This window comes from Streptomyces sp. NPDC029159 (assembly GCF_055564055.1).
Map to the genome: position 1 here is coordinate 706,828 of NZ_JBVHWT010000001.1, position 26,433 is coordinate 733,260.

The following is a 26,433-nucleotide window of genomic DNA, read 5'->3' on the forward strand; positions in this document are numbered from 1 at the left end:
CGTGACCCGGTTCGGACCGGAACCTGACCCGGCCCGCGAGCCCGGTGCGCCCGTCGCCCCCTACGGGCGCACCCCACGGATCAGTCGCCGAAGGCCACCGGGCGGTAGGGCTTGAACTCCTGGTCGCCACCGGGCAGCCCGTAGGTCAGGGTGCGGTGGTCGGTGCCGTGGCCGCCGCGCTGCTCGTACGCGGTGTACGAGCTGTGGGCGTCGTCGTTCCACTTCTCGAAGATCACGACATGGCGGGTGTTGCTGTCGCCGTCCGCGTCGATCAGCAGGTCACCGGGGGTCAGCTCGCCGAGGGAGATCGGGCGGGTCAGCGAGCGGTCGTTCGCCAGCCCGACCGTGTTGGTGCCCGGCGTCGGCAGGCCGAGCGTCATCGACACATAGCCCGAGCAGTCCTGCCGGTAGCCGTCCTTCCAGTACGAGGTCTGGCTGTACGGGACCTGCGCGCCGTCGTTCGCGGTGAGCCAGGTCTCCGCGCGCCGCAGCATCTCCGCGCGGGAGGCGCTCGGCTCCTGCGGCGCCGGGCCGTCCTTGACCGGCACACCCGGCAGCCGGTCCTCGGGTATCGCCACCGCGACGACACTGAGGAAGCCCTCGACGGGGCCGGTCACATGCGCCATGTAGGTGGAGCAGGCGTCGCCCTCGCAGACCTTGCGGCCGGTGTCGACCTGGTAGTCGGCGGTGATCCGGTCCTGTCCGGCGGCGGTCTTGTTGATCATGCCGACGGAGGGGGAACCGGCGTCGGCGGAGGAGTGCACCACCCAGCGGGTGCCCCAGGTCGGGAAGGACGACGCCTCGGCCGCCTGCGCGGCGACGGGGTGGGCGGAGACGGTCTGGCCGTGGGCCGCGCCTGCGAAGGCGGTGATGCCGAGACCGGCGGCGGCGAGGGCGGGCAGCACCCGCCGCAGCATCCGCCGTCCGGTCCGCCGGGTGTCCGTAGCTGTGGAGCCGTCCGCCGCCGGGCCCTCGCCGTTGCCCGCGAGGGTGGTGCCGTACGCCGTGTCCGTGGTGCTCTGGCCGCGCATCCGATGTCCCCTTCTGTGCCGTACGTTCCGTGTGCAGCGCCGCCGCGGGCGACCGGCCCGTCGGGGCTCGGCACCGGGAGTGCGGCGGCGGAGCAATCGTGGAGCGCCACGGAGGGCGGATCGGGGCGCGGCTGTCCCGTGGGACGTCCGGCCGCCGTCCCACCCGGGTGACCTGCGGGGACGCCCGCCGCGACGGGGTGGAACGGGACGTGGGGCGCGGCGCCCGGGACATGACGGGACGGCGGCGCGCGGCGTCCGGGGCGTCCCGGACAACGGTCAGGGCGCCCGCTGGGGGATGCGGGCGCCCTGGTTCTCGGGGGGGCGGATGCCCCGGGGTGGCCTACCAGTTGGTGGCGGAGGCGGCGTCCGACTGCCAGTACGTGACCCATGCGCTGTCGTCGAGGTAGGCGGAGCCGCCGGGCAGCGTGACCGGCACCTCGCCGCTGCCGCCCTGCCCGTCGCGGTCGGCCAGGCTGACGTGCAGCGACGACCGCTGGTGGCCGTTGGTCCCACTGCCGTCGGCGGACGAGGTCATGATCGCGGCGTAGCCGGACTCACCGGGGGCGAGGGTGACCACCGCCTGCGGCTTGCTGTCCTCCAGCGGGGCGAGCGGCGACTGTGCCTCGTCGAACCGGAGGAACGGGTAGGAGTACAGGTTGCAGGTGGCGCCGGAGGTGTTCTTGACCCGCAGGAGAAGGTGGTTGACGGGCCGGGGCAGCTCCGTGGCGAGGATGTTGAGGTGCGCCGGGTCGCAGGCCCTGTCGCCGCCGCTGTCCGCCGGGGGCTGCGTCGTGCCGCCGGTGCCGCTGCCGCCGCCGCTGCCGGTGTGGCCGGAGTCGGCCTGCCCGCCGCCGGAGCCGGACGTGGTGGCCTTGTTCTCCTTGCCGGCGCCGGTGCCGTTCGCCTGGCCGCCGTCCGTGTGGACCCCGCCGTTCTTGCCGGGCGTGGCGGTGTCGAGGCTGTCCTGCGGCGCCGCCTCGAAGGGCCGCCCGTCGCTGGTCTTGAGCCGCTCCCCCGGCTGACCGCAGGCGGTGAGGGAGAACCCGGCGACGGCGACGAGACCCGCCGCCGCGAGACGCATCCCGATCCGCCGGGTGCGCGGTGCCGACTGCGGCTGCGACGTACGTGTCATGGCGGTCTCCCCCGGTGGGCGGTGGCTGACGGTCTCCTGCGAGCTGTCCACCACCTTGCCGACCGCCGCTGCCGCACCGCTAACGGACGCCTAACGCGACGGGGCCGGTGCTCGGGAGCGCGCGCCGCGGCCTCGCCGGAGCCGGGGCGTCCGGCCGTTCCCGCGAGGCCGGGCGCCCGCCGGTCGGGACCGTACGCCACGCCACCGGGAGCGGCCGTCGGGCCGGGCGCCCGCCGGGTCTCACCCGACCGGCCCGACCCGTCTCGCGGCGCCGCTCAGGCCCTCGGCCCGTCCCCCTCTCCCCGCTCGTCGCGGGCGAACAGCTGGGTGAGCGTGCTGATCGTGTAGACGTCGGTGGACTCCTCGTCCACCAGGTGCATCTCCGCGAGCCGGTCCAGCGCGTCCTGCGTGCGCTCCTGGTCGTACCCGGCGAGGGCCGCCGCCACCGACGAGTTCAGGTGCCCGTCGGCGCTGGTGGCCAGCGCGCTGAGCAGCCGGGCGTCGTCGGCCGACAGCCGGGCCACGGACATCCGCAGCGCGGCCGCGATGCCGGTGTCCTCGGCGGACAGCAGCGCCAGCCGCCGCCGCTCGTCGCGCAGCGCCGCGGCCAGCCGGGCCAGCCGCCAGCGCGGACGGGCCGTCAGCTGCGCGGCGGCGGCCCGCAGCGCCAGCGGCAGCCCGTCGCAGAGCGCGACCAGCTCCTGTGCCGCCGCCGGGTCCTCGGCCACCCGCTCGGCGCCGAGCATCGCGCCCAGCAGCGCCGCGCCCTCCTCGTGGCCCATCGCCTGCAGCCCGACGGGCCGGGCCCAGTCGGTGGCGACCAGCCCGTCGAGACGGCTGCGGCTGGTGACGACGGTGGCGCAGTGCCGGCCGCCGGGCAGCAGCGGCCGCACCTGCGCGGAACCGCGCGCGTTGTCGAGGACGACCAGCAGCCGCCGCTCGGCCACCAGCGACCGGAACAGCGCGGACGCCGCCTCCGCGGAGGACGGCACCCGCTCCGGCGGGGTGCCCAGCGCCAGCAGGAAGTCACGGAGGATCTCGGCCGGTGCCGCCTCGTCGCCCTCCCCGAAGCCGCGCAGATCGGCGAAGAGCTGACCGTCCGGGAACGCCGCGGCGTGCTGGTGCGCCCACTGCACGGCACACGCCGTCTTGCCGACCCCGGCGGGACCGGCGACCACCGCGAGCGGACTCTCCTGCGGTGTACGGGGCGTCAGGATCGCGGTGAGCGCCGCGAGCTGATGCTCCCGCCCCAGGAAACGCGCCGGTGGCCGGGGCAGCAGCCGCGGCGCCGCGCCGCTCCGCCCGGAACCGCTCGCGCCGCCGGACGGCTGGCCTCCCTGCGCGGGCACCCGGGCATCGGCCGGAGCGCCGGACGGACCGGCGGCTGTTTCACGTGAAACAGCGGAGGGTTTCGCGGCCGGCCGGGCCTTCTCCGCCCGCAGGATCTCCTCGTACGCCCCGCGCAGCCGCTCGCCCGGGTCGACGCCCAGCTCCTCGTTGAGCAGCCGACGGGTGCGGTGGAACCACTCCAGCGCATCGGATTGACGGCCGGTACGGAACAGCGCCTGCATCAGACCGGCGATCAGGCCCTCGCGCAGCGGGTGGTTGACGGCGGCGTTGTAGAGCACCGCCGCGGCCTGTTCATGGGCGCCGAGCGCGCCGTGGGCGCGGCCCAGCGCCTCGACGGCGGTCAGCCGCCGCTCCTCCAGCGCATGTGCGGCGGCGGCGAACGGCGGGCTGGTGACCGTGCCGGTCAGCGCCGGGCCGCGCCACAGCCCCAGCGCCTCCCGCAGCAGCGGCACCGCGTCGGCAGCGGCCTCCTCCGGGCGGGCCAGCGCGACGAGCTCACCGAAGCGGTGGGCGTCGATCAGCTCCTCGGGCAGCCGCAGCAGATAGGCCGAGCCATGGGTGGTCAGCTCGATGCCGTACGCGTCGGCGCCGCCCTGGGCCAGCGTGGCGCGCAGCCGCGAGACATGGCCCTGGACGACCGTACGGGCGTGTTCGGGTGGCTCGTCCTCCCAGAGCGAGTCGATCAACTGCTCCAGGGGGACGGTGGTGTTGGGCTGGAGCAGCAGCAGCGCCAGCACACTGCGCCGTTTCGCCGGCCCGAGCGACAGCTCCCCGGAGCCGGTGGTGACGGCGATCGGGCCCAGCAGTGAGAAGTCCAACTCAGCCCTCCAGGAAGGCCGTCAGGGCGTTCGCGAGCAGGTACGGGTCCTCGGCGCCGCACAGCTCACGTGCCGAGTGCATGGAGAGGATGGCGACGCCGACATCGACGGTGGTGATGCCGTGCCGCGCGGCGGTGATCGGTCCGATCGTGGTGCCGCACGGCATCGCGTTGTTCGAGACGAACGACTGCCAGGGCACCTCGGCGCGCTCACAGGCGGCGGCGAAGACCGCCCGCCCGTCGCCGTCCGTGGCGTACCGCTGGTTGACGTTCACCTTCAGGATCGGGCCGCCGTTGGGCACCGGGTGGTGCCCCGGCTCGTGCCGCTCGGCGTAGTTGGGGTGGACGGCGTGCCCGGTGTCGGAGGAGAGGCAGAGGGTCCCGGCGAAGGCGCGGGCCCGGTCCTCGTACGCACCGCCGCGGGCGAAGACCGAACGCTCCAGGACCGAGCCGAGCAGCGGGCCGTCGGCGCCGGTGTCGGACTGGCTGCCGTTCTCCTCGTGGTCGAAGGCGGCCAGCACCGGGATGGTGGTCAGCTCGCCGCTTCCGGCGGCGGCGATCAGCGCGGCGGTGCCGGCGTGCACGGACAGCAGGTTGTCCATCCGCGGCCCGGCGAGCAGTTCGCGGTCGCGGCCCAGGTAGGCGGGGGGTTCGATGCTGTGGGCCATCAGGTCCCAGCCGCGGACCTCACCGGCGGGCAGCTGCGCCTCCTGCTCGACGAAGGCGATCAGATCGCCCTCGGTGACCTCGCCCAGCCCCCAGATCGGCGTCATGTGGCGCTGTTTGTCGAGCTTGAGGCCGTCGGAGTTGACCGAGCGGTCGAGGTGGATGGCGAGTTGCGGCACCCGCAGCAGCGCGCGGTCGATGGTGACGAGGCGGTGGCTGCCGTCCCGCAGCGTGACCCGGCCGGAGAGGCCGAGGTCCCGGTCGAGCCAGGTGTTGAGCAGCGCGCCGCCGTAGATCTCCACGGCGACCTGCCGCCAGCCGTGCGCGCCGGTGTCCGGCAGCGGTTTGACCCGGAGGTTGGGGGAGTCGGTGTGGGCGCCGAGGATGCGGAACGGGGTGGCGGGTCCGGCGCCTTCGGGGACGTACCAGGCGATGAGCGCTCCGCCCCGCAGGACGTACTTGCCGCCGTGGCTGCCGTCCCAGACGTCGGTCTCCGCGACCTGCCGGAACCCCGCCTCTTCCAGCCGCGCCGCCGCGTTCGCCACCGCGTGGTACGGGGACGGGCTCGCGGCGAGGAAGGACATCAGGTCGTCGGTGTGGCCTCGGTCGAAGCGGGTGGAGTTGGTCATGGCTCCAGCATAAGGAGGAGGGCCCCCGGTGGACCGCGCCGATGCGGGCGGACCGCGTTCCGCTCCGTCCTCTTCCGGCCAGGATGCGGGTGTTCGTCGGGGTTGCGCCGCGGGACGTGAAGGCCCTGCGTACAGCGGTGCCCGCCGCCCCGGGGGATGGGGAGGCGGGCACCGCCGGTGGGAGGCGGATCCGGGTGCGGCCGGATCCGCCGAAGGATCAGAACGCGGACTCGTCCAGCTCCATCAGGGACTGGTCGATGCCCTCGGCCAGCGAACGCTGCACGGAGATGGCCGGCAGGACGTTGTGCGCGAAGAACTTCGCCGCGGCGATCTTGCCGGTGTAGAACGGCTTGTCCTTGGCGGAGGCGCCGTCCAGCTTCGCGGCGGCGACGGCCGCGCCCTTGAGGAGCAGGTAGCCGATGACGACGTCACCGGAGGCCAGCAGCAGGCGGGTGGTGTTGAGGCCGACCTTGTAGATGGACTTGACGTCCTTCTCGGTGGCGGCGAGGTCGGTCAGCATCGCACCGACGATCGCCTCCAGGTCGGCGGCGGCCTTGGCCAGCACGCCGCGGGCGGCGGCCAGCTCCTCGCCGCCGGCCTCCTGGCCCAGGAACTCCTTGATCTCGTTGGAGAGCGCGGTCAGTGCCTGGCCCTGGTCGCGGACGATCTTCCGGAAGAAGAAGTCCTGGCCCTGGATGGCGGTGGTGCCCTCGTAGAGGGTGTCGATCTTGGAGTCCCGGATGTACTGCTCGATCGGGTACTCCTGGAGGTACCCGGAGCCGCCGAAGGTCTGCAGCGACTGCGCCAGCTGCTCGTAGGACTTCTCCGAGCCGTAGCCCTTGACGATCGGCAGCAGCAGGTCGTTGAGGCGGGTGGCGGCGCTCGCGTCCTCGCCCGCGGCCTCCTTGGCGATGATCTCGTCCTGGACGCTCGCGGTGTAGAGCACCAGGGCGCGCATGCCCTCGGCGTACGCCTTCTGCGTCATCAGGGAGCGGCGCACGTCGGGGTGGTGGGTGATGGTGACGCGGGGCGCGGTCTTGTCGGTGAAGGCCGCGAGGTCGGGGCCCTGCACGCGCTCCTTGGCGTACTCCAGCGCGTTGAGGTAGCCGGTGGAGAGGGTGGCGATGGCCTTCGTGCCGACCATCATCCGCGCGAACTCGATGATCTTGAACATCTGGCGGATGCCGTCGTGCTTCTCGCCGAGCAGCCAGCCCTTGGCGGGGTGGTTGGCGCCGAACGTCATCTCGCAGGTGTTGGACGCCTTGAGGCCCATCTTGTGCTCGACGTTGGTGGCGTAGGCGCCGTTGCGCTCGCCCAGCTCGCCGGTCTCCCAGTCGAAGTCGTACTTCGGCACGATGAAGAGCGACAGGCCCTTGGTGCCCGGACCGGCACCCTCGGGGCGGGCGAGGACGAAGTGCACGATGTTCTCGGACATGTCGTGCTCACCGGAGGTGATGAAGCGCTTCACGCCCTCGATGTGCCAGCTGCCGTCCTCCTGCTGGACGGCCTTGGTGCGGCCGGCGCCGACGTCCGAACCGGCGTCCGGCTCGGTCAGCACCATGGTGGAGCCCCACTGCTTGTCCACCATCAGCTGTGCGATGCGGTGCTGCTCCTCGGTGCCCTCGTCGTGCAGGACGCCCGCGAAGGCGGGGCCGGAGGCGTACATCCAGATCGCCGGGTTGGCGCCCAGGATCGTCTCGGCGAAGGCCCAGAGCAGCGAGCGGGGCGCGGTGGTGCCGCCGATCTCCTCCGGGATGCCCAGCCGCCACCACTCGGCGTCCATGTACGCCTGGTAGCTCTTCTTGAAGGTGTCCGGGATCGGCGCGGTGTTGGTCTCCGGGTCGAAGACCGGCGGGTTGCGGTCGGCGTCGGCGAAGGAGTCGGCCAGCTCGTTCTCCGAGAGCCGGGCGATCTCCGACAGCACGCTCTTGGCGGTGTCGACATCCATCTCCGCGAACGGACCGGTGCCGTACACGCTGTCACGGCCGAGCACCTCGAAGAGGTTGAACTCGATGTCGCGGAGATTCGACTTGTAGTGCCCCATGGGTACGGCTCCGTATCAGTTCAGCAAGAGAGTGGCGCGTGGCGCCTCGTCGCGAGGTCCTGTGCGGTGGAGGGCCCCGTCACGCAATTACCAGCAGGTAGCTCCGATGATGCTACCCATCGGTAATAAGAAGCAACCCCTATCCGGCCATCTGTGACGAGCGTCCCCTCGCGACTCAGTACGCTGTGCCGCATGTACGGCTACGACCAGAGTGCGGGTGCAGGGCAGCAGTACGGTGCGCCGCCCCCGCCGCAGCAACCTCCCTCCGGGGGCTACGGCGAGCAGCCGCTGTATCCGGAGCCGTCCCCGCCCTCACTCGCGGATGCGGTGCGGGCCTTCACGACGGGCTCGATGTCCGCCGAGGATTTCCAGGGGATCTTCTCCACCTCGAAGATCTACTGCCCACGCGGCGACAACCCCGGCTTCCTGGCGCTGCACAACACCCAGCAGCCGGTGATCCCGATGTTCACCTCGCTCAAGGAGCTGCGGCGGTACGCGGGCAAGGAGTCCAAGTACTTCGTCATCACCGGCGCCGAGGTGCTCGACCTGCTGCCCACCGGCTACGGCTTCGTCCTCGACATGGAGGGCGACCACCGGATGGTCTTCGACGCGACGGCCGTCGAGCAGATGGTCGACTTCGCGATGCGCCGGATGTACGGCTGAGCCGCTCCCTCTGACCGGACCGAAGGGCCGGCCCGCATGCCGCGGGTCGGCCCTTCGGTGTGCCGTGGTGCCGAAAATCCTGCGCCGACCTGCGGCGATGTGGCGGGGAATGTGTGACGCCTTGCAGGTTGTTCAGCATTCAACTAAGTTGAAACCCGAACGACCGAGGAGGCCGTCATGCCCGCAGTGACCGTTGAGAATCCGTTGACCCTGCCGCGTGTGGCGGCACCCGCCGAGGCACGCCCCCGTCCCGTGCTGGCCGTCGCGACCGCGCCGAGCGGCTTCGAGGGCGAGGGATTCCCGGTGCGCCGCGCGTTCGCCGGGATCGACTACAAGCACCTCGATCCGTTCATCATGATGGATCAGATGGGCGAGGTGGAGTACGCGCCCGGAGAGCCCAAGGGCACGCCCTGGCACCCGCACCGCGGCTTCGAGACCGTCACCTATCTGATCGACGGCACCTTCGTGCACCGTGACTCGCACGGCGGCGGCGGGACCATCAACGGCGGCGACACCCAGTGGATGACCGCCGGGTCCGGGCTGCTGCACATCGAGGCGCCGCCGGAGTCGCTCGTCATGTCCGGCGGGCTCTTCCACGGCCTCCAGCTGTGGGTGAACCTCCCCAAGCGCGACAAGATGATGGCGCCGCGCTACCAGGACATCGGCGGCGGTCAGGTCAAGCTGCTCACCTCCGCCGACGGCGGTGCGCTGCTGCGGCTGATCGCCGGTGACCTCGACGGCAACAAGGGTCCCGGCGCCACGCACACGCCGATCACCATGCTCCATGTCTCGGTCAACCCGGGCGCGGAGGTGACCCTGCCGTGGCGGGCCGACTTCAACGCCCTCGCGTACGGGCTGGCCGGGCGCGGCACGGCGGGTGCGGAAGGCCGTCCGTTCCGGACCGGGCAGGCGGTCGTCTTCGGCTCCGGTGACTCGCTCACCATCCGGGCGGACGAGACGCAGGAGTCCCGCAGCCCGAACTTCGAGGTCGTGCTGCTGGGTGGCGAGCCGATCCGGGAGCCGATGCGGCACTACGGCCCGTTCGTCATGAACACCCACGCCGAACTGGCCCAGGCATTCGAGGACTTCCAGGCCGGACGGCTCGGGACCGTACCCGCCGAGGAGAGCTGAGCGCGGACCCCGCAAGGGTGGCGGCCGTCCGGCGTTTCACGTGAAACGCCGGACGGCCGTGCCGTGTTTCACGTGAAACACGGGCCGTGTCCGGCCGGTGCACATGATGGACTGTTCGGGTGCAAAACGACCTGAAACGAGACAGGCCCCGCGGCGAGGCGCCGCTGCTTCCGATCGCCGCCCGCCGGACCGCCGCCTGGTGTGCGGTGGCGCTGCTGGTGGCGGGTGTGATCGCGGTCGGCGTCTGGCTCAGCGTGGAGCTGAGCGCCGCCGTCACGCCCGTACTGCTGGCCCTGCTGGGCAGTGCGCTGCTCGGGCCGCTGTACCGGCGGATGGTGGCGATGAAACTGAACCGCTCGCTGGCCGCCGGGCTGACCTGCGCGGTGCTGGTGATCGTGGTCGGCGGCGCCGGATATATCGTGGTCAGCGCGCTGGTCGACACCGGTGACCAGATCATCGCCTCGCTCAAGGAGGCGGCGAAGCAGCTCTCCCGGCACTTCGGCACCGCCGGAACCTCCCTCGACGACCTCGCCACCAACGCCAAGACGCTGATCGGCAAGTTCGGCACCACCGCCGCCTCGGGGCTGCTGGCGGGGGTCAGCGTCGTCGGCCAGTTCATCGCGATGGCGGTCCTCGCACTGCTGCTGACCTTCTTCTTCCTCCGCGACTCGGACAAGGCGCTGGGCGCGCTGCGCGACTGGGCTCCCGGCGATTCGGCGCCGCGGCTGGAGGGCATGGCCCGCCGCGGTTTCCAGGCGATCGAGGGCTTCATGCGCGGCACCACCCTCATCGCGCTGATCGACGCCACCTGCATCACCGTCGGACTGCTGATCCTGGGCGTTCCCAACGCCTTCGGGCTGGGCGCGCTGGTCTTCGTCGGCGCCTACATCCCCTACCTCGGCGCGTTCATCTCGGGCGCCGTCGCGGTCCTGGTGGCGCTCGCCGAGGGCGGTTACGTCAAGGCGCTGTGGGCGCTCGGCGTGGTCCTCGCGGTGCAGGTGCTGGAGGGGCATGTCCTCCAGCCGTTGATCCAGAGCCGGACCGTTCAGATGCACCCGGCGATCGTCATGCTGGCGATCACCGCGGGCGCCGGGGTCGCGGGCATCCTCGGCATGCTGCTGGCCGTACCGCTGACCGCCGCCGCCTTCGGCGCGCTCCACGAACTGCGCCGCCACTACCTCAGCTCGGCCACCGGCTCACCGGACGACACCGGACCGGAGGCGCCCGGCTCCGCATCCGCGTAGGGCGCCTCGGCGTCCGGCTCCGCCGGGGAGCCGGCGCCCGCGTCCTCGTAGATCTCGAACCAGGTCGACTTGCCGTCGCCGCGTGGCTCCACGCCCCACGCCCCCGCCAGCAGCTCCATCAGCACCAGGCCGCGGCCCGAGGACGCCAGCTCGCCGGGGCTGCGGCGGTGCGGCAGCTCATCGCTGGCGTCGGCCACATCGACCCGCATCCGGCGGCGTCCGGCCGGGCCCGACAACTCGATGACCAGCAGTGCGTCCCCGTCGGTGTGCATCAGCACATTGGTGACGACCTCGGAGACCAGCAGCACCGCGGCGTCCACCTGCTCGGGATCGGCCCAGTCGTGCAGCACCTCGCGGATCTGCGCCCGGGCCTCGGCGATCCGCTCCGGCTCGGCCTGGGCGATGGTCAGCACCGTGCGCCGCACCGGCTGCATCGCCTCCGGGCCGCCCGCTCCCACCCGGCACGCGGCGGCGTCCCGGGAGAGCAGCAGCATCGCGATGTCGTCCTCCCGCCGGTCCACCAGCGGCCCGGTCATGTGGTGCGAGGGCGGGCCGTGGACGGCCTGGACCAGCGCGTCCGCCAGCCGTTCCAGGCCCCCGTCGGCCACCCCGTCCGGATGCGACTCGACGACGCCGCGCAGCCGGGCCCAGCCGGTCTCCAGGTCGTGGCCGCCGGTCTCGATCAGCCCGTCCGTGCAGACCAGCATCGTCTCGCCGGGCTCCAGGACCAGCCGGGTGGTCGGGTAGTCGGTGTCCGGCGTGATGCCCAGCGGCAGCCCGCCCGCGGTGGCGCGGACCAGCATGGTGCCGTCGGCGGTACGGATCGCCGGTTCCGGGTGGCCGGCCCGGGCGATGTCCAGCAGCCCGGTCGCCGGGTCGACCTCGATGTAGAGGCAGGTGGCGAAGCGCGGATCGGCGCCCTCGGTGTCGTTGATGCCGGAGAGGAAACGGGAGGCGCGGGAGAGCACCCCGTCCGGGTGGTGGCCCTCCGCCGCGTAGGCGCGCAGCGCGATCCGCAGCTGTCCCATCAGCCCCGCGGCCCGTACGTCATGGCCCTGGACGTCGCCGATGACCAGCGCGGTCCGGCCGGACGGGAGCGGGATCATGTCGTACCAGTCGCCGCCGACCTCCAGACCGCCGCCGGTCGGCACGTACCGCGCGGCGACCGTCATCCCGGGGAGGTCCGGCCGCACCGTCGGCATCATGGTGCGCTGCAGCCCGACGGAGAGTTCGTGCTGCGACTCCTGGGCCCCGGCGCGGGCCAGCGCCTGGGCGAGCATCCGCGCGACGGTGGTGAGCACCGCCCGCTCGTCGGGCGTGAAGGCCACCGGATGGTTGAACCCGGCCATCCAGGCGCCGATCGTGCGCCCCGCGTTGACCAGCGGCAGGAACGCCCACGAGGTGCGGGCGAAGCGGGCGGCGAGCGGCCAGGCGGTGGGGTAGCGCGCGCGGTACGCCTCGGGCGTCGGCAGATAGATCGCCCGCCCGGTCCGGACGACCTCGGCCGCCGGGTAGTCGGTGTCCGTCGTCATGTCGGTGAACGGCCGCTCGTCGCCGCCCGGCTGGCCGTGGTGGCCGATGACGGTGAGGCGGCCGCCGACGACACCGAAGACGGCGAGGCCATCGGGTATGAACCCCGGCATCGACAGCCCGGCCGCCACCCGCAGCACCTCCGCGGTGGACCGCGCCTCCGCCAGCGCCCGCCCGGCGTCCAGCAGGAACGCCTCGCGCGAGCGCCGCCAGTCGCCGGTGACCGGGGTGCGTACGGCGGTGGCGTCGGGCTGCGGGTCGGGCACCTCCTGGAGCGTGCCGAGCAGGGTGAAGGTGCCGTCGCGCCGCAGCGGGCAGAAGCGGGAGCGGACGGTGCGCAGCACGCGGCCGTCGGCGTCGACGACGCGCAGCCGGGACTCGGCGAGGCTCCGCTCGGCGACGGCGAGCTGCACCACGCCGTTGATCTCGGCGAAGTCGACCGGGTGGAAACGGGACCGCACGGTCGCCCGGGAGAGTTCCACGGCCCGCGCCGGGAGTCCGAGCAGCCGGGCGGCCTCGGCGTCGAGCCGGACCTGCCCCGAGGCGTCGTCCCAGCGCCACAGGCCGGTCGCGAGGGCGGCCAGGAGATCCTTCGTGCGCATTGCCTCACTTTAAGTTGATTCTTCCGACGGTCACCAACGCGGTGCACCGCCACGGTGCGGCCCACCCGGCCGCGGGCGGGGGCGGGACCGGCGGAAGCACGGGGCCCGCGCCCGGCCCCGCCCCCGTCCGGTGTCACGTATATGCCAATCCGGCGCCCGGCCCCGGGCCGGTACCCTGGAGCGGTTATCACATACCCGGGGCGGTCCTCCACGGACGGCAGCGGTTCGGCCACGGACGGGCAGCGTCCGTGTGCGGCCTCCCCACCTCGACTCGCGACGACTTGGATGAGCGATGCATCGGTACCGGTCCCACACCTGCGGCGAGCTTCGGGCCGCGGACGTCGACACGGACGTCCGCCTCAGCGGCTGGCTGCACAATCGACGTGACCTGGGCGGCATCCTCTTCATCGATCTGCGCGACCACTACGGTCTGGTGCAGCTCGTCGCCCGTCCCGGCACCCCCGCCAACGAGGCGCTCTCCTCGCTGACCAAGGAGACCGTCGTCCGTATCGACGGCAAGGTCTCCGCCCGCGGCGCGGACAACGTCAACCCCGACCTGCCGACCGGCGAGATCGAGATCGAGGTCTCCGACGTCGAGGTCCTGGGCGCCGCCGAGCAGATCCCGTTCACCATCAACGCCGAGGACGGCGTCAACGAGGAGAAGCGCCTGGAGTACCGCTTCCTCGACCTGCGCCGTGAGCGGATGCACCGCAACATCCTGCTGCGCACCGCCGTCATCTCCGCCATCCGGCACAAGATGACCGCGCTCGGCTTCAACGAGATGGCCACCCCGATCCTGTCGGCCACCTCCCCCGAGGGCGCCCGCGACTTCCTCGTCCCCTCGCGGCTGCACGCCGGCAAGTTCTACGCGCTGCCGCAGGCGCCGCAGCAGTTCAAGCAGCTGCTGATGATCGCCGGGTTCGACCGCTACTTCCAGATCGCGCCCTGCTTCCGCGACGAGGACGCCCGCGCCGACCGCTCGCCGGGCGAGTTCTACCAGCTCGACGTCGAGATGAGCTTCGTCGAGCAGGAGGACGTCTTCCGGCCGATCGAGAAGCTCATGACCGAGCTGTTCACCGAGTTCGGTGGCGGCCGCACGGTCACCTCGCCGTTCCCGCGCATCCCGTTCCGCGAGTCGATGCTGAAGTACGGCTCCGACAAGCCGGACCTCCGCGCCGAGCTGGAGCTGGTGGACGTCTCGGACGTCTTCGCCGGTTCCGGTTTCAAGGCGTTCGCCGGTAAGCACGTCCGCGCGCTGGCCGTGCCGGACACCGCGGGCCAGTCGCGGAAGTTCTTCGACCAGATGGGCGACTTCGCCGTCCAGCAGGGCGCGAAGGGCCTCGCCTGGATCCGCGTCGGCGAGGGCCCCCAAGGCCTTGATGGCCAGGGAGGTGCCCCCCTCGAGCTGACCGGCCCGATCGCCAAGTTCCTCACCGACGAGGACACCAAGGCGCTCGTCGAGGCCCTGGGCCTGGCGCCCGGCCACGCCGTCTTCTTCGGTGCCGGCGACTTCGACGAGGTCTCCAAGATCATGGGCGCGGTCCGCGTCGAGGCGGCCAAGCGCACCGGTCACTTCGTAGAGGACGAGTTCCGCTTCTGCTGGATCGTCGACTTCCCGATGTTCGAGAAGGACGAGGACACCGGCAAGATCGAGTTCTCCCACAACCCGTTCTCCATGCCCCAGGGCGGCCTGGAGGCGCTGGAGACCAAGGACCCGCTGGACATCCTCGCCTGGCAGTACGACATCGTCTGCAACGGCACCGAGCTGTCCTCCGGCGCGATCCGTAACCACGAGCCGGACGTCATGTACAAGGCGTTCGCCATCGCCGGTTACGACAAGGACACCGTCGAGGCGGAGTTCGGCGGCATGCTCCGCGCCTTCAAGTTCGGCGCCCCGCCGCACGGCGGCATCGCCCCCGGCGTCGACCGCATCGTGATGCTGCTGGCCGACGAGCCGAACATCCGCGAGACCATCGCCTTCCCGCTCAACGGCAACGCCCAGGACCTGCTCATGGGTGCGCCCAGCGAGGTCGAGGAGGCGCGCCTCAAGGAGCTGCACCTCAGCATCCGCAAGCCCCAGGTGAAGACCCAGGGCTGACGCGCACCGCACACGGCGAAGCCCCCGCGACCTTCCGGAAGGTCGCGGGGGCTTCGCCGTGTGCGGTGCGCGTCGTGGCTAGGCGTCGTCACCGCCGCCGAAGCGGGTGCGGTACGCGTCCAGGTCATCCTCGGTGATCTTCGCGAAGAGGACCGGCGGCACCGTGAACGCGGTACCGGCCGGGACGAAGGCCAGCGCCGCGGCCTCCTCGCCGGTCACCCACGCCGCGGTGTCGTCCGCCAGCGCGAACGCGCCGCGCATGGCCTTCGCGGACGCCGGGATGAACGGCTCGGAGATCACCGCGTAGAGGTGGATGAGGTTCATCGCGGTGCGCAGCGTCAGCGCCGCGGCGTCCTGGTCGGTCTTGATCTCCAGCCAGGGGGCCTTCTCCTCCAGGTAGGAGTTGCCCGCGCTCCACAGGGCGCGCAGCGACGCCGCGGCCTTGCGGAACTGGAGTGCCTCCATGTGGCCCTCGTACTCGGCGAGCAGCCGCGCGATCTCCTCGCCCAGCTTCTGCTCGGCCTCGCCCGCCTCGGCGCCGGCCGGAACCTCGTCACCGAACCGCTTGCGGGAGAACGACAGCACGCGGTTGACGAAGTTGCCGAGGGTGTCGGCGAGGTCCTTGTTGACGGAGGCGGAGAACAGCTCCCAGGTGAAGGAGGTGTCGTCGGACTCCGGCGCGTGCGCCATCAGGAAGTAGCGCCAGTAGTCGGCGGGCAGCAGCTCCAGCGCCGCGTCGGTGAAGATGCCGCGCTGCTGGGAGGTGGAGAACTTCCCGCCGTAGTAGTTGAGCCAGTTGAACGCCTTGAGGAAGTCGACCTTCTTCCAGGGCTCACGGGTGCCGAGCTGGGTGGCCGGGAACATCACGGAGTGGAACGGGACGTTGTCCTTGGCCATGAACTCCGTGTAGCGCACGTCGTCCGCCTCGTACCACCACGACTTCCAGTCGCGGCTCTCCGGGTCGGCGTCCGCCCACTCCTTCGTCGACCCGATGTACTCGATCGGCGCGTCGAACCAGACGTAGAAGACCTTGCCCTCGGCGGCCAGCTCCGGCCAGACGTCGGCGGGGACGGGGACGCCCCAGTCGAGGTCACGGGTGATCGCGCGGTCCTGGAGGCCCTCGGTCAGCCACTTGTGGGCGATGGAGGAGGCGAGCGTCGGCCACTCCTTGCTGCCGTTGCCCTCCAGCCAGCCCTCGACCTCGTGCTGGAGCTTGGACTGGAGGAGGAAGAGGTGCTTGGTCTCGCGGACCTCCAGGTCACCGCTGCCGCTGATCGCGGAGCGGGCGTCGATCAGATCCGTCGGGTCGAGGACCCGGGTGCAGTTCTCGCACTGGTCGCCGCGGGCCTTGTCGTAGCCGCAGTGCGGGCAGGTGCCGACGATGTAGCGGTCGGGCAGGAACCGCTCGTCGGCGTTGGAGTACACCTGGCGGATCGCCCGCTCCTCGATGAAGCCGTTCTCGTGGAGCTTGCGCGCGAAGTGCTGCGTCAGCTCGACGTTCTGCTGCGAGGAGCTGCGGCCGAAGTGGTCGAACTCCAGCCCGAAGCCGTCGTAGATCGCCTTCTGCTTGTCGTGCTGCTCGGCGCAGAACGCGGCCACCGACTGGCCCGCGGCCTTCGCGGCCAGCTCCGCCGGGGTGCCGTGCTCGTCCGTCGCACAGATGTAGAGGACGTCGTGCCCGCGCTTGCGCATATACCGCGCGTACACATCGGCCGGGAGCATGGACCCCACCATGTTGCCCAGGTGCTTGATCCCGTTGATGTACGGAAGGGCGCTGGTGATGAGGTGTCGAGCCATTGCCGGCTGCTCCCAAGTCGCTACGGTGAGTGAGGAATTGCTTTACGGAACGTCAATATCGTACTGGACGTGGCCAGGCCAATTCACAGGCGTTTCCGCGGCCATTTCCGCAGGCAGAGCGGCGGGCGCGGGGGCTTGCGCCCTTCAGCGGGCGGTGTCCGGGGCGGGGGCCCCGTAGATTCGGAACGCCTTGCCGCGCTCCTTCCCGCCCCGGAACGTCGTCGTCAGCAACGACAGCGCGGACGGCGCCAGCACCGCGCCGAACGCCTCCTGCACCCCGACCCACCCGCCGCCCCCTTGAGCCCCGACTTCACCGCGAACCCCATAAGCCCCACCATGAACGTCGTCTTCCGCCCGACGCGATCCGCGATCCGCCCAGTGGGGCGGGGGATGGGTCTTTCGGCCGGGATCGGGAGGCTCAGCTGCCGGGGGCACCGAAAATCGTGGACAACTCGGAATCCGGAAGGTTCCCATTTGCCCAGGACCAGAACATGCGTCTTTCCCTGCGATCGAGTGGGGTGAGCAGGGCGCAGGCTCGGAAGAGCAGTGCTGGTTCCTTGGATACGTACCACCTGCCAGCTCTTGCGGCAGCGTAAACTTCCCAGGCCGGCAGACCGCTTTCGGTTTGGCGTGCCATTTCCTCCAGATCGGTATCGAAGAGAGATTCCGCTCTTATTGAAATTCGGTAGACTTCTTCGAACTCGTCACGGAACGGTTGGGATGCGTATTCCGGGACGTAGCGTATCCACCACTCCCTGGCAGGGGCGCGAGGGAATGCCTCCCTTGTGAATTGGTATCTCAGTGACGTGTCGATCTCTGAGAGGGAGTTTCGGAGTGTCAGAGTTCGCTGACCTTCCGGCGCTTCTGTCAGAACTTTTTCGGCAGCAGAGCGAGTGGCGACGGCCGTCAGGTAATCCTCCACTTCCCATGGATACCCTTCACGGCAGTACTGTGCGAACCTCATCCAGTGGATTACAGCATCTTCGGGGTCGAGCCTTGTTGGCTCGGTGAGAGGATGCGGCATGTATTTACTCTTTCGATATGGAGGGGGAGGTCTCAGCGAAGTTTCCGAGCGCGTTCGGATTCCAGCTGCGCAGTTAAGTTCAGCCGATGTTGATGCTCCAGACGTCTCTGTGGCCAGGCCGCGGCCCGCGTTCGGCGGAAGAATTCACGACCATTACTGAGGCTTTGGTGTTGATCGAGCGATGTTCGAGGAATGTGCCCTGGTCTTGAACGTCCAGGGGGTGCGAGTCGATGAACTGTGAAAGCCTCGTGTGTAGAGCGCTCCAAGGCGTGTAGAGGGGGTAGTTTTGTCCCGTGCTCTGTAGCCATTCCTCTGAGATTTCGGGGCTTTGTGGAACCCTGTGGAGCTCTATGGAAAAACTGGTCATCTGCCAGCCCGAGTCGCCTCTGGAGAAAGAGGCTTCCATCATTCCGTATGAAACCCGCCCAGGGGGCGGAAACGCCGACCGGCCGCGGCGGCAGGCCCGGGTGGGCCCGGCGGCGCGGCCGGTCGGGGGAGGGGGTGAGGGGTCAGTTGTCCTTGAGGACGCCTGCGGTGCGGGCTTCGGTGAGCCATTCGGGGAACTCGACCATCAGCTGCTGGTAGAGCTCGTCGGCGGAGAGGGCGCGGGGGTCGCGTCCGGCGTGGAAGAAACCGGCGTTGTCGACGACGCGCTTTTCCGGGACGGCCAGGTCGTCGAGCTTGCGGAGGAAGTCGAAGCCCTTGGCGTCGGGGTCGCCGAAGCCGATGAACTGCCAGAAAATGGGGAGTCCGGCGGCCTCGCAGAGCGCCTTTTCGGCGGCCGGCTTGGAGGTCGGGGCGCCGTCGGTCTGGAAGATGACGAAGGCCGGGTCGGTGCTGCCGGACTTCTTGTAGTGCTGGACCACCGCGTCGATGGCCCAGTGGTAATTCGTCCGCCCCATGTGGCCGAGCCCGGCGTGGAGTTCGGCGATCCGGCCCTCGTAGCTGCTGAGGTCGAGTTCGGCGGTGCCGTCGACGTCGGTGGAGAAGAAGACGACGGGGACGACGCCGTCGTCGTCGAGGTTCGCGGAGAGGCCGAGGGCCTGTTCGGCGAGGTGCTGGACGGTGCCGTCCTTGTAGTAGTTGCGCATCGAGCCGGAGCGGTCGAGCACCAGGTACACGGCGGCGCGCTGGGTGCCGAGGCCGTGCTTGTCGAGGGTCACGGCGGCGGACTTGACGAGGCTGACGAGGGCGGGCGCGGCCGCCTCGACCTTGTGGAGGGCGACGCTGCCGGGGGCCGCCGCGGCGGGCTCCAGAGGCTCTTCGGTTGCCTCGTTCGCCTCGATCGTCTTGGGCGTCTTCGGCGCTTCGGTCGCTTCAGCTGTGTCGGTCGTTTCGGGGGCCTTGGCCTCCGTGACCTCCTTCGCCTCGGCGGTCTCCGTAAGTTCCACGGCCTCCGCGGCCTTCGGCTCCTCAACGGCCTCCGACGCCTCATCCGCCGTCGACGACGCCTCATCCGGCGTCACCGCGGCCTGCTCCGGGGACGCCTCCCGCTCCGAGGCCGCCTCAGGCTTCGAGGCCGCCTCAGGCTTCGAGGTCACCTCCGGCTTCGCAGACGCCTCCGGCTCCAGGCGTTCGCCCCGGTCCTCCACATGGGCCGCCTGGGCCGGGACCGTCGGGGTTTCCGGCTCGGGGGTGGGCTCCTGGGGGGCCGTCCGGGCGGCGGGGACCTCGGCCACCGGGCGGTCGGCCACCGGCGGTTCCGGCGTGGGCTGTTCGGCGGCGGGGGTTTCGGCCGCGGGTGTTTCCGGCGCGGGTGTCTCGGTGACGGGCTGGTCGGCGGGGGTGCCGAGGGCGGATTCCTCGCGGGCCTCCGGGATGGTGGTGGCGGGGGTGGCCGGTTCCGGCTTTTCCGTGCCGCTCGGTGTGGTGCCGGACTCCTCCCGGGTCGCCTTGGAGCGACCGAAAGCGTTGCGCAGCAGACTCCGAATGCCCATCGGCGGACCTCTCTGGGGTGTGGTGGGTGCGGCGTATGTCCGTGAAGCTGCGGACATGTCCCTGACCAGGACGGATACGTAAGGGTAGCGGCCCGCACCGGCGTCACAGTGGGATCTCGGGTGCCGCGTTGCCCGTACGAGGGGGCGTTCACGGGAGGCGTACGGAGTTCGGTGGGAGTCGGATGCGAAGAGTTCCCCACTACGGCGGCACGCCGCTCATGCCCCTATTTCCGGCCGACTGGATTCCTTTTCGGTATACGGGCTCCCGTATGATCACCGCGCCTCCTTGGTGTGTGAATGCGGCCGCGCGGGGGTGGGCTCGTATCACGGTGCGGACACAGGTCGGCAAGGTGCGGGTAAGAAATTGACGTGGACTGGTATCCGATGTCCGGTCGGTCCCCTCTCATCCGGTGACCATCGGTCCGAGCCGCCCGTTGTTGGTCAAGGCGGTCGCAAGCCGGGAGCCGGGCGAGAGCCCTTGCGAGGGTGACGGGAGATGTGGGGCGCATGGGGCTGACCAGTCGGTCGCTCGAAATCGCGGTGGTGGCGCTGGCGGTGGTGCTCGTCGCGTTGACGGTGTGGCAGTGGCCGCGGCTGTCGGGACGCGGCGTGGGAGTTCTCTTCGGCAGGCTCGGCGCCGTCGTGCTCACCCAGGTGGCACTGGTGTGTGCGCTGGCTCTCGCGGTCAACAACAGCTTCGAGTTCTACGGCAGTTGGGACGATCTGCTCGGCAACGAGGACAAGGCACCGGTCGCGGTCAGCGACAACGGCGGCCAGTACGCCTCCGTCGGCACCGCCAAGGGCGCGCTGATCCAGCCCGCCGGGCCGCAGGGCCTCGACCGGGTGACGGGCCTGCCGGAGGGCCCCGCCGACAAGGTCGGGAAGATGGAGTCGGTACGGATCGTGGGGCGCCGCAGCGGCGCGATCAACCCGGCGTTCGTCTATCTGCCGCCGCAGTATTTTCAGCCGCAGTTCCGCCGTCAGCGGTTCCCCGTGATGGTCGTGATCAGCGGCTACCCCGGCGGCATCATGAACCTCGCACAGCACCTGCAGATCCCGCAGAACGCCGGGCGGCTGATCGCCAAGGGCACCATGCAGCCGACGGTGATGGTGATGGTGCGGCCGACGATCGCGCCGCCGCGGGACACCGAGTGCGTGGACGTGCCGGGCGGCCCGCAGGCCGAGACGTTCTTCACCAAGGATCTGCCGGACGCGATGCGGTCCGCGTACCGGGTGGGCCACGACGCCAGTGCGTGGGGCGCGTTCGGCTACTCCTCGGGCGGCACCTGCTCGCTCCAGCTGGCGATGCGGAACCCGAAGATCTACACCTCCGCCGTCTCGCTCTCCGGCGACTACGCGATCAAGGACGACCTGACGACCGGCAGCCTCTTCGGCGCCGGGCCCGAGGGTGCGAAGCGCGAGCGGGAGCACGATCTGCTGTGGCGGATGAAGCACCTGCCCGTACCGCAGATCTCCGCGCTGGTGGCCAGCAGCCGCCAGGGTGAGCCGGACTACGGCGCGACGATGGACTTCATCCACGCGGCGAAGCCGCCGATGACGGTCGACTCGATCATCCTGCCCCGCGGCAGCCACCAGTTCGCCACCTGGCGGCGTGAGGTGGTCCCGGCGCTGGAGTGGCAGAGCCGTCAGCTGACGTTCCCGCAGGACGTCATCGCGGCGCCGCACAAGCCCACCGCCCCGAAGGGCACGCAGCCGCCGCACGAGGAGAAGCCGGGCGAGCACCACACGGGGCAGCCGGCCGGCGCCCCGGCGCAGGCGGAGCGCCGCCGGGACGCGGTGGAGCCCGACGCGCAGGACTGACGGCGTACGCGAACGGGCCGGGCACGGGGTGAGCGATCACCCGGTGTCCGGCCCGTTCGCATGTCCGGGGCCCGCGCGCCGCCGCGCTCAGGGGCGGTACACCATCCCCGGCTCCGGCTTCGCGGGCGAGAGCAGCTGGGAGACGGTGACGAGCGTGAAGCCGCGGTGCTTCAGTTCCTTGAGGATGCCGGGGACGGCCGGGACGGTGCCCGGGTAGATGTCGTGGAGCAGGATGATGCCGTCCTGCTCCGTCTGGTCGAGGACCCGCTTGGTGATCAGTTTCGAGTCGTTGGTCTGGTAGTCCTTCGCCGTCACGCTCCACAGGACCTCGGCGAGTCCCAGTTCCTTGCTGACCTTGGCGACCTTCTCGTCGGTACGGCCCTGGGGCGGGCGCATCAGCGTCGGGGTCTTGCCGGTGAGGTCGTGGACCGCCTTCTGCACACGGGAGAGCTGGCTCTTGATCTGCGCCGGGGTGGCGTCGGTGAGGATCTGGTGCGACCAGGTGTGGTTGGCCAGCTCGTGGCCCTCGCGGTCGATCCGCTTCACCTCGGCGGGGCGCTCGGCGATGTGGTTCTTGCCGAGCATGAAGAAGGTGGCGTGGGCCTTCTCCTTCTTGAGGATGTCCAGCAGGTGGTTGGTGTTCTCGCTGGGGCCCGCGTCGAAGGTGAGCGCCACGCACTTGACCTTGCGGCAGTCGACACCGGAGCCGTCCGCCGCGCCCTTGCCGTTCCCCGCGAGCTGGGCGTCGCGGGCCTTGACGTCGGCCGCCGGGGCGTCGTCCCGGGCGTCGACGGGGGCGATCTCGTTGGCGGGGGTGCAGCCGCCGAGCGCCAGGCAGGTGGCGGTCAGCAACCCGGCTATGAGGGGGCGGCGGGCGTTCTTCGACATGGAACTCTCCGGGCGGCGCGGGGGTGAGGCGGCAGCCGGCCGGACGGCTGCCCGCCAGCTCCCGGGAACTATACATAGTGTGTAGAGATGCGGTGTCTACGCGGTATGTCTACGCAACGTGTAGAGGCGGGCGGTGCGGTCCCGGGGGTGCGGGCTGCGGTCTCCGGGCCGGGCGTGCGGTCCCCGGGCCGGGCCGCGGGCCCGTTCGGACGCGTCCCGCGCGACAGTCCGGCCCGCCCCGGGGTGGACTCGTACCGTGACCGCACCGCCGGACGACTGCCTGGCCCGCAACGACTGGATCTGCGGCGACTACCTCAGCAGCCGCCGGCACATCCTGCTCGGCGCGGTGGCCGAACACGTCCAGCTGACGGTGGTCTCGGTCGCCCTGGGGCTGGTCGTCGCGGTGCCGCTGGCGCTGCTGGCCCGGCGGCACCGGTGGACGGCGGGGCCCGTGCTGGGGTTCACGACGGTGCTCTACACCATCCCGTCGCTGGCGATGTTCTCCCTGCTGCTGCCGGTCTACGGCCTCTCGTCCGCCCTGGTCGTCGTCGGGCTCGCGCTGTACTCGCTGACCTTGCTGGTACGGAATCTGCTGGCCGGTCTGGACGGCGTACCGGCCGAGGCGAAGGACGCCGCGCGCGGCATGGGGTACGGGCCGACGAGGCAACTCCTCACCGTGGAGCTGCCGTTGGCGCTGCCCGCGGCGATGGCGGGGCTGCGGATCGCCACCGTCTCCGCCGTCGCGCTCACCACCGTCGGCGCGATCGTCGGCCACGGCGGGCTCGGCAACCTCATCTACGCCGGGATGAACTCCTACTTCAAGGCGCAGGTGCTGACCGCCTCGGTGCTCTGCGTGCTGCTCGCCGTCGCCTTCGATCTGCTGCTCCTGGGCGCGGAGCGGCTGCTGACCCCGTGGCGGCGCGGGGCGCGCACCGCCCGGCGGGGGCGCGTGCGGACGGCCGTGCGCCGTCCGGTCGCGGCCGGGCGGCAGCCGTGAACGCGGTCTCCGGCGCCGTCGCCTGGCTGACCACCGCCGCCCACTGGTCCGGCGAGAACGGCATCGGGCACCGGCTCGCCGAGCACGCCGCGCTCACCGTCGGCTGTCTGCTGCTGAGCTGTCTGATCGCGCTGCCGGTCGCGGTCGTCCTCGGGCATCTGGGGCGCGGCGGGGCGCTCGCCGTGAACCTCGCCAACGTCGGCCGCGCGGTCCCCACCTTCGCCGTGCTGGTCCTGCTGCTGCTCACGCCCCTGGGGCGGCACGGCGCGTGGCCGACCGTCATCGCCCTGGTGCTGTTCGCCGTGCCGCCGCTGCTGACCAACGCGTACGTGGGGATGCGGGAGGTCGACCGGGACGTGGTGCGGGCCGCGCGCGGCATGGGGATGACCGGCGGTCAGCTGGTGTGGCGGGTCGAACTGCCGCTGGCGCTGCCGCTGCTGCTCACCGGCGTACGGATCGCCGCCGTCCAGCTCGTCGCGACCGCCACCCTCGCCGCACTGGTGGGCGGCGGCGGGCTGGGCCGGATCATCACCGCCGGCTTCAACCTTGCCTCCACCCCGCAGGTCGTCGCCGGTGCGGTCGTCGTCGCGGTGTTCGCGCTGCTCATGGAAGCGGCGTTCGAGATCGGGACACGGTGGTGCGGGCCCAGGTGGGCGCGGGGACGGGGCGCCCGGTGAGGGGGCGCGGGCGGGTGGCGGCCCCGGGGGCGGCAGGGCGCGGCCGGGAGCCCGGACCGGCGTGCGGCCGGGCCCCGTGCGCCGGGAGCGTCCCGCCACCGCCCGGGGCGCGGGCCACCGCCCCGCGCGCTCCCCGCGCCGCCCGCCACGCGTGCGCCCTGGCCCTCGTCGCCGCGCTCCTGACCTCCTGCGTGGGTGGCCCGTCCCTGGAGGACCGGGGTGCCGTCACCGCCGCGCCCGGGGACCGGCACCACCTGACCGTCGGCTCGGCCGGATTCACCGAGAGCGAGCTGCTGGCGCAGATGTATGCGGCGCTGCTGCGGCACGCCGGATACCGGGCCGATCTCGTCACCGTCGGCAACCGCGAGCTGTACGAACCGGCTCTGGAGAGCGGTCAGCTCGACGTTGTCCCCGAGTACGCCGCGACCTTCGCGGACTGGCTCCAGGCCAGGACGCACGGCGCGGGCGCCCGCCCGGTGGCCTCCTCCGACCTCGGGGCCACCATGGGCGCGCTGCGCGCCCTCGCCGCCCCGCGCGGGCTGACGGTGCTCGCCCCGGGGCGCGCCGTCGACCGCAACGCCTTCGCCGTCAGCGCCTCCTACGCCGCCCGCCACCGGCTGCGCACCCTCGGCGACCTGGGCCGGGCGAAGCTGCCGGTGCGGCTCGCCGCGGGCGACGAGTGCGTCCGCCGGCCGTTCTGCGCGCCGGGGCTGCGGAAGACGTACGGCATCGACATCACGGCCGTCGACCCCAAGGGCGTCGGCACCACCCCGGCCAAACAGGCGGTGCAGAACGGGCAGGACCAGATGGTGCTGACCACGACCACCGACGCCACCTTGGACCAGTTCGGGCTGGTGGTCCTCGCCGACGACCGCAAGCTCCAGAACGCCGACTACGTCGTGCCCGTCGTCCACCGCGCGCGGGCCGGGGGTGGCCGCGCCGCCGCCGCGCTGGGCCGCCTCAACACCGTCCTGACCACCGCCGATCTGGCGCGGCTCGACGAACGCGTCGACAGCTGGCGCCGCCTCCCCGAGGACGTCGCCCGTGACTATCTGACGGAGAAGGGGCTGCTGCCCAAGGGACGGTGACGGCGGCGCACCCAGGGGAGCGCAGGCCGTTCCCGCACCCGAGGCAGCGCAGGCCCCCGCACACCGGGGCGCGCCCCCGAGGCCGTGAGGGCTCCTCACCCCAGGGGCACCGACTCCACCTCCCCCAGACCCCGCCGCTCCCCGCGCTCCCCGGGGACGATGGTGCGGCGCAGCGCCTCGTGGAGCCGGGCGGGGGTCAGGACGCCGAGGAAGCGGTCGCCGTCCAGGACCGCGATCCAGCCCGCGTCGTGCTGGAGCATCTCGCCGAACGCCCGCTTGAGGGTGGCGCCGACCGGGACCCACGCCTCCATCCGCCGGGCGTGCCCGGACACCGGCCCGGCCGCGTCCGTCAGCGCTGCGGCGCCGACCCAGCCGTGCAGCGCGCCGGAGTCGTCCAGGACCACCGCCCACCGGGCGCCGCGGGCCCGCAGCCGGGCCGCCGCCTCGGTGGCCGGTTCGCCGAGCCGGGCGAGCGGCGGGCGCTCCAGGTCGGCCCGGTCGATCCCGGTGACCGACAGCTGCTTCAGCGCCCGGTCGCTGCCGACGAACTCGGCGACGTACGGGGTGGCGGGCGCGCCCAGCACCCGGGCCGGGGTGTCGAACTGCTCGATGCGGCCCTGCCCGTAGACGGCGATGCGGTCGCCGAGGCGGACGGCCTCCTCGATGTCGTGCGTCACGAACAGCACGGTCTTGCCGAGCTGCCGCTGGAGGTGGCGGAACTCGTTCTGGAGGCGTTCGCGGACGACGGGGTCGACGGCGCCGAACGGCTCGTCCATGAGGAGGACCGGCGGATCGGCGGCCAGCGCACGGGCGACGCCCACGCGCTGGCGCTGGCCCCCGGAGAGCTGGTCGGGGTAGCGGTGTCCGTAGACGGTCGGGTCGAGGCCGACGAGGTCGAGGAGTTCCGCCGCCCGCTCCCGGGCCTTCGACCGTTTCCAGCCGGTGAGCACCGGGACCGTCGCGGTGTTGTCCAGGACGGTGCGGTGCGGGAAGAGGCCGGTCTGCTGGATGACGTAGCCGATCCGGCGGCGCAGCCGGACGGGGTCCACGCCCGCGATGTCCTCGCCGCCGACGTGGATGGTGCCCTCGGTGGGGTCGATGAGCCGGTTGACCATCATCATCGTGGTGGTCTTACCGCAGCCCGACGGGCCGACGAGGGTGACCAGCTCCCCCTCCGCGACCTCGAAGGAGAGACCGTCGACGGCGGTCGTCCCGTCCGGGTAGCGCTTGGTCACCGACGTGAAGCGGATCATCCGCCCATTCCAAC

At 71.6% G+C, this 26,433-nt stretch carries 19 protein-coding genes and 1 pseudogene; 8 read left to right on the forward strand and 12 right to left on the reverse strand.

The annotated features are described in order from the left end of the window. Positions 1-80: 80 nt before the first annotated feature. From ACZ4U4_RS03195 to ACZ4U4_RS03215, 5 genes are all read right to left on the reverse strand, one after another. Complete coding sequence (locus ACZ4U4_RS03195) at positions 81-1,031, reverse strand: NlpC/P60 family protein (RefSeq protein WP_467868703.1); 951 nt, start codon at positions 1,029-1,031, stop codon at positions 81-83. 340 nt (positions 1,032-1,371) lie between these two features. Beyond that, positions 1,372-2,163, reverse strand: a complete 792-nt coding sequence (locus tag ACZ4U4_RS03200) for a DUF4232 domain-containing protein (RefSeq protein WP_467868705.1) — start codon at positions 2,161-2,163, stop codon at positions 1,372-1,374. A gap of 275 nt (positions 2,164-2,438) precedes the next feature. Beyond that, complete coding sequence (locus tag ACZ4U4_RS03205; protein ID WP_467868707.1) at positions 2,439-4,331, reverse strand: AfsR/SARP family transcriptional regulator; 1,893 nt, start codon at positions 4,329-4,331, stop codon at positions 2,439-2,441. Position 4,332: 1 nt separating this feature from the next. Then, positions 4,333-5,625 carry a M18 family aminopeptidase gene (locus ACZ4U4_RS03210; RefSeq protein ID WP_467868711.1) on the reverse strand — a complete coding sequence of 431 codons (1,293 nt, stop codon included), beginning with the start codon at positions 5,623-5,625 and terminating at the stop codon, positions 4,333-4,335. Positions 5,626-5,842: 217 nt separating this feature from the next. Further along, positions 5,843-7,669: an acyl-CoA dehydrogenase gene (locus ACZ4U4_RS03215; RefSeq protein ID WP_467868713.1), complete on the reverse strand. Its 1,827-nt coding sequence runs from the start codon at positions 7,667-7,669 to the stop codon at positions 5,843-5,845. Between the two features lie 192 nt (positions 7,670-7,861). On the opposite strand from ACZ4U4_RS03215, the gene ACZ4U4_RS03220 reads away from it, so the two are divergent. The 3 genes from ACZ4U4_RS03220 (at position 7,862) to ACZ4U4_RS03230 (ending at position 10,707) form a co-directional block, all read left to right on the forward strand. Next, the gene (locus ACZ4U4_RS03220) at positions 7,862-8,332 is read left to right on the forward strand and encodes an SseB family protein (RefSeq protein WP_467868715.1); all 471 of its coding nucleotides are present in this window, start codon (positions 7,862-7,864) and stop codon (positions 8,330-8,332) included. Positions 8,333-8,509: 177 nt separating this feature from the next. Further along, a complete protein-coding gene (locus ACZ4U4_RS03225; protein ID WP_467868717.1) occupies positions 8,510-9,463 on the forward strand; it encodes a pirin family protein in 954 nt (317 codons plus the stop codon). Between the two features lie 119 nt (positions 9,464-9,582). Then, positions 9,583-10,707: an AI-2E family transporter gene (locus ACZ4U4_RS03230; protein ID WP_467868718.1), complete on the forward strand. Its 1,125-nt coding sequence runs from the start codon at positions 9,583-9,585 to the stop codon at positions 10,705-10,707. On the opposite strand, the gene ACZ4U4_RS03235 is transcribed toward ACZ4U4_RS03230, so the two are convergent. Then, positions 10,638-12,839: an ATP-binding SpoIIE family protein phosphatase gene (locus ACZ4U4_RS03235; RefSeq protein WP_467868719.1), complete on the reverse strand. Its 2,202-nt coding sequence runs from the start codon at positions 12,837-12,839 to the stop codon at positions 10,638-10,640. The genes ACZ4U4_RS03230 and ACZ4U4_RS03235 overlap by 70 nt on opposite strands. 292 nt (positions 12,840-13,131) lie before the next feature. Here ACZ4U4_RS03235 and aspS point away from each other — a divergent pair, with 292 nt between their 5' ends. Then, complete coding sequence (aspS, locus tag ACZ4U4_RS03240) at positions 13,132-14,937, forward strand: aspartate--tRNA ligase (RefSeq protein ID WP_467868720.1); 1,806 nt, start codon at positions 13,132-13,134, stop codon at positions 14,935-14,937. A gap of 78 nt (positions 14,938-15,015) precedes the next feature. Here the strand turns inward: aspS and metG are convergent, their stop codons facing one another. The 4 genes and pseudogenes from metG to ACZ4U4_RS03260 all read right to left on the reverse strand — a co-directional run bounded on the left by metG (position 15,016) and on the right by ACZ4U4_RS03260 (position 19,695). Continuing rightward, entirely contained in the window at positions 15,016-16,734 is a 1,719-nt protein-coding gene (gene metG / locus ACZ4U4_RS03245) for a methionine--tRNA ligase (RefSeq protein WP_467868721.1), read from the reverse strand. Positions 16,735-16,896: 162 nt separating this feature from the next. After that, positions 16,897-17,111 (reverse strand): annotated as a pseudogene (locus tag ACZ4U4_RS03250) (MFS transporter); the annotation flags it as partial. Positions 17,112-17,152: 41 nt separating this feature from the next. Then, the gene (locus ACZ4U4_RS03255; protein WP_467868947.1) at positions 17,153-17,758 is read right to left on the reverse strand and encodes a hypothetical protein; all 606 of its coding nucleotides are present in this window, start codon (positions 17,756-17,758) and stop codon (positions 17,153-17,155) included. Between the two features lie 509 nt (positions 17,759-18,267). Beyond that, the gene (locus ACZ4U4_RS03260; RefSeq protein WP_467868722.1) at positions 18,268-19,695 is read right to left on the reverse strand and encodes a vWA domain-containing protein; all 1,428 of its coding nucleotides are present in this window, start codon (positions 19,693-19,695) and stop codon (positions 18,268-18,270) included. 507 nt (positions 19,696-20,202) lie between these two features. Between ACZ4U4_RS03260 and ACZ4U4_RS03265 the strand changes: the two genes are divergently transcribed. Next, positions 20,203-21,516, forward strand: a complete 1,314-nt coding sequence (locus tag ACZ4U4_RS03265) for an alpha/beta hydrolase (protein ID WP_467868723.1) — start codon at positions 20,203-20,205, stop codon at positions 21,514-21,516. 87 nt (positions 21,517-21,603) lie between these two features. Here ACZ4U4_RS03265 and ACZ4U4_RS03270 read toward each other — a convergent pair whose 3' ends face one another. Further along, entirely contained in the window at positions 21,604-22,404 is an 801-nt protein-coding gene (locus ACZ4U4_RS03270) for a polysaccharide deacetylase family protein (RefSeq protein WP_467868724.1), read from the reverse strand. A 256-nt stretch (positions 22,405-22,660) separates the two neighbouring features. On the opposite strand from ACZ4U4_RS03270, the gene ACZ4U4_RS03275 reads away from it, so the two are divergent. From ACZ4U4_RS03275 to ACZ4U4_RS03285, 3 genes are all read left to right on the forward strand, one after another. Next, positions 22,661-23,401, forward strand: coding sequence for an ABC transporter permease (locus ACZ4U4_RS03275; protein ID WP_467868725.1), 741 nt, complete (start codon positions 22,661-22,663; stop codon positions 23,399-23,401). After that, complete coding sequence (locus tag ACZ4U4_RS03280; RefSeq protein WP_467868726.1) at positions 23,398-24,078, forward strand: ABC transporter permease; 681 nt, start codon at positions 23,398-23,400, stop codon at positions 24,076-24,078. Before ACZ4U4_RS03275 ends, ACZ4U4_RS03280 begins: the two co-directional genes overlap by 4 nt. Positions 24,079-24,236: 158 nt before the next feature. Then, complete coding sequence (locus ACZ4U4_RS03285) at positions 24,237-25,166, forward strand: ABC transporter substrate-binding protein (RefSeq protein WP_467868932.1); 930 nt, start codon at positions 24,237-24,239, stop codon at positions 25,164-25,166. A 95-nt stretch (positions 25,167-25,261) separates the two neighbouring features. Here ACZ4U4_RS03285 and ACZ4U4_RS03290 read toward each other — a convergent pair whose 3' ends face one another. Beyond that, positions 25,262-26,419 carry an ABC transporter ATP-binding protein gene (locus ACZ4U4_RS03290; protein WP_467868727.1) on the reverse strand — a complete coding sequence of 386 codons (1,158 nt, stop codon included), beginning with the start codon at positions 26,417-26,419 and terminating at the stop codon, positions 25,262-25,264. Between the last annotated feature and the right edge of the window lie 14 nt (positions 26,420-26,433).